We start from the raw sequence: 13,306 nt of genomic DNA, 5'->3' as shown, positions 1-13,306 counted from the left end.
GCGGTGGTTCAAGCTGCCTTGGAATTACGCTCCACGAAACCCTCAAGCCCCGGAGCTACCCACCCTACGGGGAGTGACCACAGGTGAGACAGTTCAGGTCTAAATGATGTGCGCTCCTCTTCAAGCACAAGCGCAGCAAAGTCTTCTTCGAGTGTTGCACTCATAAGAGATTGACCTGGAAAAACAAAAGAAATTTCACCAGGCGTGGAAAGAGCCGTCACAAACACCAGATGCACCAATTGCCCTTTATATATTTCTTCACGAGCAACATCAGCCTTGTTAATATTTTCCCATTCAAGAAAATGGTTCTTCAGCTTCCTACCCTTCAGAAGCTTTTCAATATAATCAAGTCCATCTGAGCCATCTAATAAACCTACGCAGCATTCATAGCTTGAATCCTGCTCAGAAAGGAACAAGAGAATCAGCTTGTCGGAATACATGCCGCAATTCTCCTATTCCATTCCTTATGTTAACTACGGTCTATCGTACACGGAAGATAAGCGTAGTTAGTTGCTGACTGACCGAAATACGGCTGAGCTCTTCCAAAAGACCCTCTACCGAAAATCTCTTTAGCAGCAGATCGATCAATTACCATTTGCCGAAGCGCAGACCGTAAAGACATCGAGGGCTGACCATACGAGTGAGACCTTCCAGCGAATACCCCATCTGACATGTCACACGAGCACCCAGCTTCAGAGCCAGCTAGAGCTCCAGACCAGCACACCACGCACCAGAGAACCCTTCAAAATCAGCATCACCCATCCCTTCACCTTGAGAAGCACCTACCCCCTCACTAGTACGCGGATAAATGATCGACTGCTCAACCTTCACCGGTAAACACGGCTCAACCCCTTGAGGAAACTCCCAACCCACAAAAGCAACCAAAGGCGTAACACAGCCCAAAGAGAAGTCATCCAACGTAAGCTCACGTGCCCTAATGACGGAACTAATAACACCAGATTCAAAATCCACATCGAAAATTGAAGCCATCGCCGATGGATCCGCGTTCAAAAAGTGCCCGGCAAGAACTAAACGAAGCTTAGATTTAAACAAGCGATCCAAGCTCTTTTTTCGGCTCCGACACAGAGTCAATGGAGACCAAAGACTCCCCGAAAAAAGCGGCTCTTGGTCTAATACGCAAGTTTTTCATAACTCCACCACCCAGATAAAAGGCAGGACCCTCGAACAAGGGGAAAGATTCCAAGCGAACCGTCCTCTCCAGGCTTCTAACTCTCGGTCACCTGGTTCGATTTATGGAAATAGCCCAAATCTTCCGCATCCAAACTCACTTAGTCATCAAAAAATCCGCCGTTCCTTGTGTGGAACGGCGGATTTTCTAAATTCTATCCAGCAGTTGGCTGAAAACCTCGACCGGGAAGATCCTGCGAATCCAAATCAGTTAGGACAGTATCCATGTTCACTGACAGCGTTGGCATGAAGAAAGGTCCCTGCAACGGAGTGGTGCATGCCAGGTTGTAATCAGGAATTACACCACCAGATACAAGACCAACCACACGACCATCTGCAATCAGCGGAGCACCCGAATCACCACGACCCGCACACACCTGAGACATCGTCATGCGCTCATCAGCAGTCCACACCAAACCACAGGTGTAGCCAGTAGCAACTCCGTTTTTGCATACTTCTTGGCCATTAGTCACGCCACCGCCGACAGCATTCGCGGTGACACCGTTGTAGGTATTGCTCAACTCTGCATTGGAACCGAACTCGATCACGGAGTAGTCAGCGTTAGGCGCGTTGTACACCACTGTTCCGGTATCGCCGACCCAGAAGGAGTCAGCCGAACGGACTGCATCGCCCGATTTTCCACAGTGACCTGCAGTGATACCGATCTTGCGCCCATCTGCATCAGTTCCAGTCACCGCAAGCGTGCACATGGAATTTCCGTTGAGATAGATCGGGGTACCGGGCCCATACAGGGATTTACCCTGTTCCTCTACAATCCTGGATTCTTCAGGAACTGCTGGCGCATCAAACCATGATCCAGGAACTCGGTGCAGCACCTCTCCTAGAGTTGCACCCATCACCTGGGATTGCAGATCGGTACGAATTTCATAGTTGGGCAGTGCCTTTTGAACTTCCTGCTCCACAACCTGAAGACTTTGCTCGACTACCTGGCCGCCAGAGGTTGGAACCTTATCGGCATACGGTGAAAGCGCTGCATCAATTTGGGAGTTTGCCTGATCATCAAAAAGTTCTGCTGCACTTCGGTCAAGACTCACGCCAAACTGCGACAACTGAGCATTCGCTTGATCTACGATCGCTGTCGTATTCACCCATTCCGATGCCGGAGCCTCAGCTGCGTTGGCCGAAGGTGACATGATGCTCACCCCCGCAACCAAAACAGATGTTGCAAAAATGGCGCGGCGTGAGACCGGTCTGCGCATAGATATCTTTAGTTCACTTTCATAACAGCAAAAGGGCAATGCACTACATAATGCCACGCTCTAGGTAACTTTTGCTTGCTAAAATTCGAAGTGTGACCTAGGTAATTCTGACTGGGAGAAATTTCACTTCATTTTCCGAAATACGCTCAAAGGCTACGTTAGGAAAGGGCTGTGAAATACCGAATATTTTCATACATTAAGGCTTTTGAACTGGGGAAACTCCATCTTTTAGATACACGCCCGCCTCGAAATGCCAAAGTAGCCCCATTTCTCATAATCCCCCATTTAGGGGTAATGATTTATTGGTGTCATGTCCACATTCAGAAGCAGATTAGCTCCTCCGCCTGCACCGCAACACCAAGATATGTATTCCCACACGTGTTATCCTCAAGAAAACAATGAGAAGGACTCCTCATGGATTCAAGTCTAGGCAGTGTTGTACTGATGCTATTTTCGGTAGTCCTTATAGCAGTCGTCTACACTTCTACAACGCGCATGGCCGCACAGGGGAAATTGGATCGCCATGGCTCGGCAGGAATTCGCACCCGCCATACTCAAGCTTCCGACGCTGCTTGGAAAAAGGGACACTCCGCTGCACTGCCACTTGTTTATAAAACTGGATGGGTCGCAGCTATAACGATCCCCATCGCAATTGTTACCGAACTAGCTCTCGGTAACCCCTGGGGCATTCTCACTGGCCTGGCCGGAATGCTGTGCGAGGTTGCCACCCTACTCTTAGCCGCCAGAGTCGCCAATCAAGCTGCCCGATCGGCCATATAGATAGGAATGCAAAAAATCCTCTCAACTGAAGTTGAGAGGATTTTTACTTAGTAGCGGGGGCAGGATTCGAACCTACGACCTCTGGGTTATGAGCCCAGCGAGCTACCGAGCTGCTCCACCCCGCGACGCGATGATTGTGAAACCATCTAATCTATTGCAATGATTGCTTTCACGCTCTGTGCAACGAGTAGAAACTATACAGAGCGCTACTGCAAACATCAAATCGCCAGTTCAGTGCGTTTTCTAACCAGGCCCAGCCACGCTTGATGGATGCGATAATCGCCGGTTTCCTCTGGGTGGAAAGAGAGCGCGATGATGTTACCTTGGCGCACACCGACCACTTCCCCACTGTTGAGAACAGCGATCGCTTCTACCGTAGGACCGAAAGCGGTGACGATGGGGGCTCGAATAAACGAGGCCTGCACTCCGGGGAATGTCACACCATCGAAGGAAACATCCACTGTGGTGTCGAAGGATTCGCGTTGGGTGCCAAATGCGTTTCGACGCACCACCACGTCCACTACCGCCAAGGTTTGTTGTCCCCTTGCTGGGTTGTCGAGGTGTTTCGCTAGATAGATCAGGCCAGCGCAGGTAGCGAAAACGGGTAGGCCGTCGCGAATGAGATTCGCTAAAGGTTCTGCCACGTCGAATGTCCGAGCCAGTTTGTCCAACACGGTGGATTCCCCGCCGGGGATGACGATGCCTTCGAGACCATCAAGGTCCTTTGGCACACGTACTTTTCGGGTCGTCGCTCCGAGAGCTTCCAAGGCGGTGAGGTGTTCTTCCACCCCGCCCTGGAGAGCTAAAACTCCAACGATCACCAGCCGCGCTCGGCGAGTCGGTGTGGTGCTGGGACGTCGGATACGTTGATGCCCACCATGGCTTCACCGAGGCCGCGGGATACGTCGGCGATGACGGAGGGGTCGTCGAAAAGCGTTGCAGCCTTGACGATCGCTGCGGCGCGGGCGGCTGGATTGCCGGATTTGAAGATGCCGGAGCCGACAAAGACGCCTTCGGCGCCCATTTGGCGCACGAGTGCAGCGTCGGCAGGGGTTGCGACGCCACCTGCAACGAAGGTGACCACAGGGAGCTTGCCGGTGGAGGCGACTTCGCGGACCAGGTCGTATGGTGCCTGGAATTCCTTGGCGGCGACGAAGAGTTCATCCTCATCCAGGGAGCGCAGGCGGTTGATGTCGCCGCGGATGGTGCGCAGGTGACGGACAGCTTCAGAGACATCGCCGGTGCCGGCTTCACCCTTGGAACGGATCATTGCAGCACCTTCGGTGATGCGTCGCAAAGCTTCGCCGAGGTTGGTCGCGCCACAGACGAAAGGAACGTCGAACTTCCACTTGTTGATGTGGTGCGTGTAGTCGGCAGGGCTGAGAACTTCGGACTCGTCGATGAAATCAACACCGAGAGCTTCCAGAACCTGAGCTTCCACGAAGTGACCGATGCGAGCTTTCGCCATGACCGGGATGGAGACCGCATTGACGATTCCTTCGATCAGGTCAGGATCACTCATGCGAGCAACGCCGCCCTGAGAACGGATATCGGCGGGAACGCGCTCGAGTGCCATAACTGCGCTGGCACCTGCATCTTCGGCGATGCGCGCTTGTTCAGGGGTGACCACATCCATGATCACACCACCCTTGAGCATGTCGGCAAGGCCGCGCTTCACACGAGTGGTTGCTTGGTAAGTTTCTTGAGTTTCGGTCATGACAGATGATCCAACGCCACAAAGTGGACTAGCGGTAGATCCACTTTCAGCCACTTGCATTAGACCACTTTTTTGAGGACGATGAAGCCATGCTTGCCGACCTTCCCATCGCCTTAAACCCACACGAACCAACATCCATCCCCACGCAGCTCACAGAACAGATCCGTCGTCTCGTGGCGAGGGGAATTCTCACCCCAGGAGACCCGCTTCCCAGCAGTCGCTCGCTATCCACCCAGTTGGGGGTATCCCGCGGCAGTGTGGTGACCGCTTATGACCAATTGGCCGGTGAAGGCTACCTCAGCACCGCCCGCGGTTCCGGGACAACGATCAACCCAGATCTGCATTTGTTGAAGCCGGTGGAAATTGAGAAGAAGGAGACGTCGAGAAGCGTCCCGCCCCCGCTGCTCAACCTGAGCCCCGGCGTGCCTGATACCGCGACGCTCGCCGATTCCGCATGGCGCGCTGCGTGGCGCGAAGCCTGCGCCAATCCACCCACGAACTCCCCTGATCAGGGACTTTTGAGGCTGCGGATCGAGATCGCCGACCACCTGCGCCAGATGCGTGGCCTCATGGTCGAGCCTGAGCAGATCATCGTCACCGCCGGTGCGCGTGAGGGGCTGAGTCTGCTGCTGCGCACCATGGATGCGCCTGCCCGCATCGGCGTTGAATCGCCCGGCTACCCCAGCCTGCGCCGCATCCCGCAGGTGCTTGGCCATGAGACGATCGATGTGCCGACCGACGAATCCGGCCTCGTACCCCGCGCGCTGCCTCACGACCTCAACGCGCTACTGGTAACCCCTAGCCATCAATATCCCTACGGCGGCTCGCTGCCCGCCGATCGCCGCACCGCGCTAGTCGCGTGGGCTGAGGCAAACGATGCGTTGCTTATTGAAGACGACTTCGATTCTGAGCTGCGCTACGTTGGTATGCCGCTTCCGCCGCTGCGTGCGCTGGCGCCCGATCGCACGATTCTGCTCGGCACGTTTTCCTCCGTGATCACACCACAAGTCGCCTGCGGATACCTCATCGCGCCGACGCCCCAGGCGCGCGTGCTCGCCACGCTTCGCGGGATTCTCGGCCAGCCAGTCGGCGCCATCACCCAACACGCGCTCGCTTCCTACCTCGCATCGGGTGCTTTACGACGCCGCACCCAACGTTTGCGGCGCCTTTACCGACACCGCCGCTCCATCGTCCAAGACACCCTCGGTGACCTCCCGAATACACAGCTTCGCCCCATCAACGGCGGTCTCCACGCTGTACTTCTGTGCGACAAACCCCAAGAGCTCGTCGTCTCTACACTGGCCTCCCGTGGCCTCAACGTCACCGCACTCTCCCACTACTGGGGCGGCACCGGCGCAGACAACGGCATCGTTTTCGGCTTCGGCTCCCACGACGAAGACACCCTTAGATGGGTGCTTGCTGAGATCAGCGATGCGGTGTCTCTGGGCTAAAGAAAAAACAGCCCGAGAGGAACGATCCTCTCGGGCTGTTTACTCAAACGCTACTGTGCGGACTGGTAGCTATCGACGGCACGATCAAGCGCATCGAGTGCACGACCATACTCTTCGAAAGAACCATCGCGAGCAGCTTCAAGGTTGCTCAACGCATCGTTGATAGCCGCGATTCCTTCCGCCTCACTCACCGGTGCAGTTGGGGTTTCGGTTGCAGGCTGATCAGTGTCAGTGTCCGTCTCATCAGTCGATGGCGTAGTAGTGGTGCCATCTACCTCTTCGATGTCCTGCGCTGCCTTCGGATCAATACCGACCTGTGATAGGGCTTCAGCGATCGTTGGTGCATAACCAACCTGACCCTTGTAGAAGACCAGCACGCGCAGAAGCTTCGGGAAGGCCGACGCCTGATCCTTACGCTGCGAGTAAATCGGCTCAACGTAGAGGATCTCTCCGCCACCGACTGGCAAGGTCAACAGGTTACCGTTGTGCAGATCATTCGATCCACGCCACAGTGTCTGGTCCTGAGCGACCTGGTCAGATGACATCATCGCATCCTGAGCCTGCTTTGGACCCTGGGTCACAGAATCGGTAGGCAGAACGCGAACGGTGATTTCACCATAGGTATTTGGGTCAGAAGACGCAGACATATGTGCAGAGAGGTACTCGCGCTGGAGACCACGGAACGGAGTGATCAGCTGGAAGCTGGACTCACCGGTTTCTGGGTCTGCTGCCACCACGTAGTAAGGAGGCTGCTTGAGTTCCTGGCGGCCCTCCGCTGCAGTTGGGTCACCTGGGACAGACCAGAACGCATCGTTGGTGAAGAATGTTCCAGAATCATCAACATGGTACTTGGACAGCATGTCACGCTGGACCTTGAACAGATCTTCTGGGTAACGCAGGTGTGCGCGAAGCTCATCGGAAATCTCCGACTCGTCCTTCACGGTGTCTGGGAACACGCCACGCCATGCCTTCAGAACAGGATCTTCGGTGTCGAATTCGTAGAGTTCAACAGTTCCGTCGTATGCATCAACAACAGCCTTCACGGAGTTGCGGATGTAACCGACCTTATCGGTGATCAGCGGCTGTGGGGTGCCGTCAGGCATGACAGCATCCTGAGTCGCTTCTGTCAGTGAGGTGCGAGTGGAGTAAGGAAGACTATCCAAGGTGGTGTAACCATCGACGATCCACTTGATACGACCATCAATCACAGTTGGGTAGGTCTTGGAGTCAGTGGTCAACCAAGGTGCAACCTTTTCCACACGGGAACGAGGATCGCGCTCAAAGAGAATCTTGGATTCGGAACCAACACGATCGGACAGGAGCATGTTCATTTCCTGGTAGCGCAATGCAAACATCGCACGGTTGACCATGTTTCCAATGTCCACGCCGCCAGCACCTTCGTAGGTGTAGCTGGAGGTGTCAGTGTCGTACTCGACTGGGCCGTCGCCGGTGTCACCGACAATTGCATAGTCAGCACCATCAGTCGCAGAAGCGATCAGTGGTCCGTAGTACACACGAGGCTCGTCGACCTTGATGCCAAGCTGTTCAGCATCTTCGCTTTCTGCAGCACGAGCATTCGACTGCAAATCAGAGACGGTGTAGACAGGGTAACCACCACGAGTGGATCCGACGTCGCGGGCGACCTCATCCACCTGGTTTGCTTGAGCTGCAATGAAGCCGTTGCCGTGGGTATAAACAGTGTGACGGTTAATCCAGTCCTGCTGGTTTTGCTGCAGGGCGTTTGGATCAAGCTCACGTGCTGCCACAACGAAGTCGCGGAGTTCGCCATCTACTTCAAAGCGGTCCATCGCCAGCTGGTCTGGGAAACCGTAGAAGTTTCGCAGCTGCTGTTGCTGGGTGAAGGTTGGTGACAGGATCTGTGGATCCAGCAGACGAATGTTAGAAATCGTCGCAGAATCAGCAGCGACCTCTTCATTAGTGGTCTCCCCTGCTCCCCAGTTTTCCTCGTAGGTGACATCGTCATCAGTGATGCCATAGGCATAGCGTGTCGATTCAATGTTTCGAGAAATGTACTCGGCTTCTTTTTCTGCACGGTTTGGCTGCACAGAGAAACGCTCCAGCATCAAAGGCCAAGCAGCACCAATGATCACAGAGCTCAGCAGCATCAGAACTACGGCGAGGCCCGGGATGCGGAGATCCTTGAGGAAGATCGCGGAGAAGAAAGCGATCGCAACAAACAAAGCGATAACCAACAGAATGATCTTCGCTGGCAGCTGCGCGTTGATATCGGTGTAGCTTGCACCTGTGAAGGTGGAGTTTTCCTTAGTCAACAGGTCATAGCGATCAAGCCAGTAGCCAGCGACCTTAACGAGCATCCACAGACCAGCAGTGACCGCAAGCTGTGTGCGTGCACCACGGGAGACAAAGGACTTCTGTCCTGTCATCTGGTTTCCAGCGCGAATGCCACCCATGAGGTAATGACCAACAAGTGCGATCAGGAAAGCAACGATCAAAATCATCGACAGGGAATCAGCGACAAGGCGAAGCATCGGAAGATCAAACGCGTAGAAGCCATAATCATGGCCGAACTGCTGATCAGAAACACCGAAGCTTTGGCCATTCATCCACATCTGAACAGTGCGCCAAGAACGCTGACCAATCAGACCTGCTAGCAGCGCGATAAACGCCGGAATGATCACCATGACGCGACGAAGGCTGTTTTCGATCATCTGACGGTACTGATACACAGGAGATTGCGTATCAAAAGCCGACATCTCATCAGGTCGAAGTTTCGTCACAAAGTAACCAGCAAGCCATGTGACAAACCCGGCAATTAGCGCAAAGATCACAAAGAGAACAATGCGAGTGACGATAACCTTGCTGAAAACGCCTCGGAAATCGACTTCACCGAACCAAAGCCAGTCGGTGTAGAAGCCAACGCTCATTGGGGCGATGAGGATGATCAACGCGATAATGGCGAAGATCCATGTCACCGCCTTGGGAGGTCGCTTGATCGGTTGGGGAGGAGGTGTGAGACCAGTCGACAAGACAATATCCTTATATGTACGTGATTATGCGTTTCTCCCCCACTCTACGGTTTAATCACCTATAAAGGCCAACAAGTAGTTCACAAAAGGAAAAAATTATGAACGATTCCATTTTTAGTCCCCAAGCACTGAATAAAGCGATGCTCGAAGCCGTCGAGTTTATCCACGCCGAAGGTTGGGACGCCGGCCCTACCTTGTTCGCATTGGTTCCCACTGAAATGCTGGTAGATACCCTTGATGAGACAGCTGACGATTCCCCACTGACCCTCGTGGTGCAGGACAACCTCCCTGACAACTTGCTGCCAGGTTCCGAAGCGTTAGGTGACTATGTGTCCCGTTTGGCGTGGCCAGCAGAGATTGCCGGCGCGGTGTTGGCTCAGGAAATTATGTTCACCGATGCTGCCGTTGCAGGCTCAGAGCCACGACCCGCTCGTCTTTTTTCCGGCGTTTTGCGCGGCGAAGCAGAACTCACCCTTCTGCAGCTTCGCCCCACCGAAGAGGAATTGGCAGAACGCGGACCGTTTGCTGAAGATGAAATCGAACTGCGCGGTGGTCCAGGGGTTGCACCGGGTGTAATCGCAGCACTGCGCTACACCCTCGAAGCGGACCCAGACGAAATCTAAAAACTGACTTTTCGTCCAGGTTCGCTAGGATAAATTAAGTTAACCCCGCCCACAATTTATTTGAGGAGTTCACACTGTGGCGTCCACCCCGCACAAGCATGTCCGCGTTGCACTGGGATTAGTGGCGCTCATTCCTCTTTTAGCTGCATGTACGGGCGGCGGATCCACCGAAACTTCCACTGAATCCACGGCAGAAACAACTCCTGCGACAACAACGGAAGCAACGACAACTCCTGCTACCACTGCTTCGTCTTCAGTAATTGAAACGACAGAGTCAAGCACTGCCGAAACGTCGACGAAAGAGAGTGGGGAGACGTCGACAAGCAAACCTCGTATGACCAAGGACGTTGAAGTCGCCTATAAAGCTTTCTCCTCGCTCGCGCCCGTCGAGCTTTTTGAGCAATTCGAAACCTGCGACCCGTCAGGGGTCGAGGATTCCTTCGCGTGCAACGGGCCGGAAGTTGGCCAATTCCAATTCTTTGACAATGCGTCGAAGGCCACGAGCACGACGCAGCTGCTCACGGAACTGCGCAGCTCACGCGTGGTTGAGGATTCCGGATCCAAGGTTGTGGGCTGGACCACGATTGGCACGATGTCGATTATCACGGTCGTTGATAATGACCAAGGCCTAGTGCTGCAGCAAATGGTGTCGTCCGACAAAATCGATCCGGAGGAACGCATCTACGAACTTGGGCTGTCGACACCGAAGGACACTGAAGAGTCCTCGGAAGAAACCTCAGCGTCTAAAAACTAGCCACACGTCTGGAAATCAGAGCCCTCGTTGTAGGCAGCCATCTGATCGATTGCCTGAGACAACGAATCCACCTTCAAGATCGTCATATCCTGAGGCTTCGCACTCATCGCCTCCGCACAATTGTCCGCAGGGCTCAAAAACACTTCCGCGCCCGCGTCCTCCGCAGCGCGCACCTTGTGCGCAATACCGCCAATCGGGCCCACCGACCCGTCCTCCGCGATGGTGCCAGTGCCAGCGACAAACTTGCCACCATTCAGCGCGCCAGGCGAAAGCTTATCGACGACCGCCAACGAAAACATCATGCCAGCGCTCGGACCACCGATATCTTCCAAGTTGTAATCAACCTCAATCGCGCTCGAAGGCACCGACAACATTGAAATACCCAACAACGCCACCGAAGAATCATCCGGGTGTTCCCTCAAAGTGATGGTTGCTTGAGATTCCGCATCGTTTCTCTCGTAGGAAATCGTGATCTCATCGCCGGGAGCTTTCGATCGCACGATGGTTTGTGCATCGCCGGGAGTGGAGATTGCGGTGCCGTCGATGCTGAGAAGTTTGTCGCCGGGTTCGAAAATTCCGGTTGCGGCGCTGTCGGTGAGGACTTCTGCAACTTCAACTTCGACGGGAATGTTGAGGTAATTCATCGCGGCGATCGTTGCGGAAGACTCCGAAGAGATGAACGCGGTGCGGTTGGATTCTTCGACTTCCTCAGTGGATTGGCCGGGAGGGAAAACCTGCTCGATGGGAACGATTGTGTCATTGGTAAACAGCCATCGGGAAATTACCTGCGACAATGTCATGCCGGAACGAACCGACACAGTGGTCATGTTCAGGTTACCTTCGGTCTCATCCAGATCAGCGCCACTGATGGACACAACATCCTCGCCGTCGACCTGACCAAGTGTATCGATCGTCGGTCCTGGGCCTTCAGCGGCATAAGGCACGCTCAAGTTGATGTTTGTTCCCGGAATATGGTCAATGCTTACCAACGATGCCAGCAGCACCAAAGGGATAGCACCCCACGTCAGAGTCTTGATTCGGCGATTCACGAATATCCACCCTACAACCTGTGTTCGCTTACAGCGTTGTTCGGATCGTAGCAATAGGAAATAGTTGCCTTGTAGATTGGTAAATATGAACTCTAATGGCTTTGGTTTCTCTTTTGGCAACAACGATGACGACGATGACAAAAACCGCAACAACGACCCATTCGGCCTTTTCGGTGGCAACTTCGGATTCGGAGGACAAGGTGGCGCTGGTGGCCCCGGCGGATTAGGCGATATTTTAAACCAGTTCGGCCAGATGCTGTCCGGAATGGGAGATTCGATGAACTCCCCCGAAGCAGCAGGCCCGGTTAATTATGATTTAGCGGCACGCATCGCCCGCCAGCAGATTGGTCGCGTAGCGCCGGTGAAGGATTCTGAGAAGGAAGCAGTCGAAGAGTCCCTTCGCCTTGCTGAACTCTGGCTCGATAACGCCACCCAGCTCCCCACTTCCGGGCACCGCGTCGAAGCGTGGAATCCAGAAAACTGGTTAGAAAACACCCTGCCTGTGTGGAAGCGTCTTGTCTCCCCTGTTGCGGAGCAAATGAACAAAGCCCAATTAGAAAACCTCCCTGAAGAAGCCCGCGAGATGATGGGCCCGATGTCTTCTTTGATGAACTCCATGTCTTCGATGAACTTCGGAGTTCAATTAGGAAATGCGCTGGGCGACCTCGCAAAGCAGACCCTCACCGGCTCTGACTTCGGTTTGCCTATCTCCCCAGTCGGCGTCTCTGCCGTCCTGCCCGGCAACATCGCCGAAGCATCCAAGGGCCTCAACGTGGCACCGCAAGAAATGCTCGTTTACATCTGTGCCCGCGAAGCCGCCCGCCAACGCCTCTTCAAGCACGTGCCGTGGCTTGTCGAGCGCCTCGTTTCCTCCGTTGAGGAATACGCCGTCGGCCTAGAAATCGACACCTCACACATCCAAGAGGCCATGGGCAACTTCCAAATGGACAACCCAGATCCTGAACGCCTCCAGGAAATGATGAACGAACTCCAAGGTATGGACCTGTCCCCACGCATCGGATCCCGCAACGCCAACGCAGTATCCCGCCTGGAAACTCTCCTCGCACTCGTCGAAGGCTGGGTCGACATCGTAGTTACCCAAGCCCTGAGCGAACGCATCCCATCCACCGACGCCATGAACGAAGCCTGGAAGCGCCGCCGCGCAACCGGCGGATCCGCAGAACAAGCATTCTCCCAGGTAGTCGGCATTGAGCTCGGCGCACCGAAGGTCTCTGAAGCAGCTGAACTGTGGCGCCGAGTCGAAAACGCAGTAGGGGTAGAACGCCGCGACGCAGTCTGGAACCACCCCGACTTCCTCCCAACCGCCGAAGATATCGACAAACCAGCCGAATTCATCGACGCACTCCTCGGCGAATCCGACGGCGAAGACTTCGACCCCATCGCAGAAATCACCGCCCTGGAAAAACTGCTTGCGGAAGAGGCGGAGAAGAAAAACGATTCCGAAGATGATTCCGAGGACGACGGTTCTGAAGGAACCTCCGACAAGAACTAAACC

The 13,306-nt window shown here is 54.5% G+C and carries 12 protein-coding genes and 1 tRNA gene; 5 read left to right on the top strand and 8 right to left on the bottom strand.

The genetic code is table 11. The features are described from left to right. Positions 1-8: 8 nt before the first annotated feature. The 3 genes from KW808_RS04300 to KW808_RS04290 all read right to left on the bottom strand — a co-directional run bounded on the left by KW808_RS04300 (position 9) and on the right by KW808_RS04290 (position 2,342). Positions 9-440 carry a hypothetical protein gene (locus KW808_RS04300; protein WP_003863518.1) on the bottom strand — a complete coding sequence of 144 codons (432 nt, stop codon included), beginning with the start codon at positions 438-440 and terminating at the stop codon, positions 9-11. A gap of 262 nt (positions 441-702) precedes the next feature. Further along, positions 703-1,053: a hypothetical protein gene (locus KW808_RS04295; RefSeq protein WP_230471471.1), complete on the bottom strand. Its 351-nt coding sequence runs from the start codon at positions 1,051-1,053 to the stop codon at positions 703-705. A gap of 290 nt (positions 1,054-1,343) precedes the next feature. Beyond that, entirely contained in the window at positions 1,344-2,342 is a 999-nt protein-coding gene (locus KW808_RS04290; protein WP_230622906.1) for a S1 family peptidase, read from the bottom strand. Positions 2,343-2,822: 480 nt separating this feature from the next. Here KW808_RS04290 and KW808_RS04285 point away from each other — a divergent pair, with 480 nt between their 5' ends. Beyond that, positions 2,823-3,188, top strand: a complete 366-nt coding sequence (locus KW808_RS04285; RefSeq protein ID WP_034983603.1) for an SdpI family protein — start codon at positions 2,823-2,825, stop codon at positions 3,186-3,188. A 51-nt stretch (positions 3,189-3,239) separates the two neighbouring features. Here KW808_RS04285 and KW808_RS04280 read toward each other — a convergent pair. From KW808_RS04280 to pdxS, 3 genes are all read right to left on the bottom strand, one after another. Continuing rightward, positions 3,240-3,313, bottom strand: a tRNA-Met gene (locus tag KW808_RS04280). Positions 3,314-3,406: 93 nt separating this feature from the next. Next, positions 3,407-4,009 carry a pyridoxal 5'-phosphate synthase glutaminase subunit PdxT gene (gene pdxT, locus KW808_RS04275; protein ID WP_034983601.1) on the bottom strand — a complete coding sequence of 201 codons (603 nt, stop codon included), beginning with the start codon at positions 4,007-4,009 and terminating at the stop codon, positions 3,407-3,409. Then, positions 4,006-4,905 carry a pyridoxal 5'-phosphate synthase lyase subunit PdxS gene (pdxS, locus tag KW808_RS04270; protein WP_003858119.1) on the bottom strand — a complete coding sequence of 300 codons (900 nt, stop codon included), beginning with the start codon at positions 4,903-4,905 and terminating at the stop codon, positions 4,006-4,008. The genes pdxT and pdxS overlap by 4 nt, the downstream gene beginning before the upstream one ends. Positions 4,906-4,994: 89 nt before the next feature. Here pdxS and pdxR point away from each other — a divergent pair, with 89 nt between their 5' ends. Next, positions 4,995-6,356, top strand: a complete 1,362-nt coding sequence (gene pdxR / locus KW808_RS04265; RefSeq protein WP_003863528.1) for a MocR-like pyridoxine biosynthesis transcription factor PdxR — start codon at positions 4,995-4,997, stop codon at positions 6,354-6,356. A gap of 50 nt (positions 6,357-6,406) precedes the next feature. Here the strand turns inward: pdxR and KW808_RS04260 are convergent, their stop codons facing one another. After that, a complete protein-coding gene (locus KW808_RS04260; protein WP_003863529.1) occupies positions 6,407-9,364 on the bottom strand; it encodes a UPF0182 family protein in 2,958 nt (985 codons plus the stop codon). 98 nt (positions 9,365-9,462) lie between these two features. On the opposite strand from KW808_RS04260, the gene KW808_RS04255 reads away from it, so the two are divergent. Further along, a complete protein-coding gene (locus KW808_RS04255) occupies positions 9,463-9,987 on the top strand; it encodes a PPA1309 family protein (RefSeq protein ID WP_003863531.1) in 525 nt (174 codons plus the stop codon). A gap of 76 nt (positions 9,988-10,063) precedes the next feature. Further along, on the top strand, positions 10,064-10,741 hold the full coding sequence (locus tag KW808_RS04250; protein WP_011265619.1) for a hypothetical protein: 678 nt from the start codon (positions 10,064-10,066) through the stop codon (positions 10,739-10,741). Here KW808_RS04250 and KW808_RS04245 read toward each other — a convergent pair. Further along, complete coding sequence (locus tag KW808_RS04245; protein ID WP_003863534.1) at positions 10,738-11,790, bottom strand: YlbL family protein; 1,053 nt, start codon at positions 11,788-11,790, stop codon at positions 10,738-10,740. The two genes, KW808_RS04250 and KW808_RS04245, sit on opposite strands and share 4 nt — an antisense overlap. A gap of 85 nt (positions 11,791-11,875) precedes the next feature. On the opposite strand from KW808_RS04245, the gene KW808_RS04240 reads away from it, so the two are divergent. Next, on the top strand, positions 11,876-13,303 hold the full coding sequence (locus KW808_RS04240; RefSeq protein WP_003858132.1) for a zinc-dependent metalloprotease: 1,428 nt from the start codon (positions 11,876-11,878) through the stop codon (positions 13,301-13,303). The last annotated feature ends 3 nt before the right edge of the window (positions 13,304-13,306 follow it).

Source organism: [Brevibacterium] flavum, from assembly GCF_019317305.1.
Classification (GTDB): Bacteria; Actinomycetota; Actinomycetes; order Mycobacteriales; family Mycobacteriaceae; genus Corynebacterium; species Corynebacterium glutamicum.
The sequence above is the reverse complement of the archived record's forward strand: the minus strand, read 5'-3'. Positions and strand labels throughout refer to the sequence as shown.

Excerpts from the sequence above, each read along its gene's own strand:
- pdxS (WP_003858119.1), bottom strand. The coding sequence starts at position 4,905 with ATGACCGAAACTCAAGAAACTTACCAAGCAACCACTCGTGTGAAGCGC.
- pdxR (WP_003863528.1), top strand. The coding sequence starts at position 4,995 with ATGCTTGCCGACCTTCCCATCGCCTTAAACCCACACGAACCAACATCC.
- KW808_RS04255 (WP_003863531.1), top strand. The coding sequence starts at position 9,463 with ATGAACGATTCCATTTTTAGTCCCCAAGCACTGAATAAAGCGATGCTC.
- KW808_RS04240 (WP_003858132.1), top strand. The coding sequence starts at position 11,876 with ATGAACTCTAATGGCTTTGGTTTCTCTTTTGGCAACAACGATGACGAC.
- KW808_RS04290 (WP_230622906.1), bottom strand. The coding sequence starts at position 2,342 with ATGTCACCTTCGGCCAACGCAGCTGAGGCTCCGGCATCGGAATGGGTG.
- KW808_RS04285 (WP_034983603.1), top strand. The coding sequence starts at position 2,823 with ATGGATTCAAGTCTAGGCAGTGTTGTACTGATGCTATTTTCGGTAGTC.
- KW808_RS04300 (WP_003863518.1), bottom strand. The coding sequence starts at position 440 with ATGTATTCCGACAAGCTGATTCTCTTGTTCCTTTCTGAGCAGGATTCA.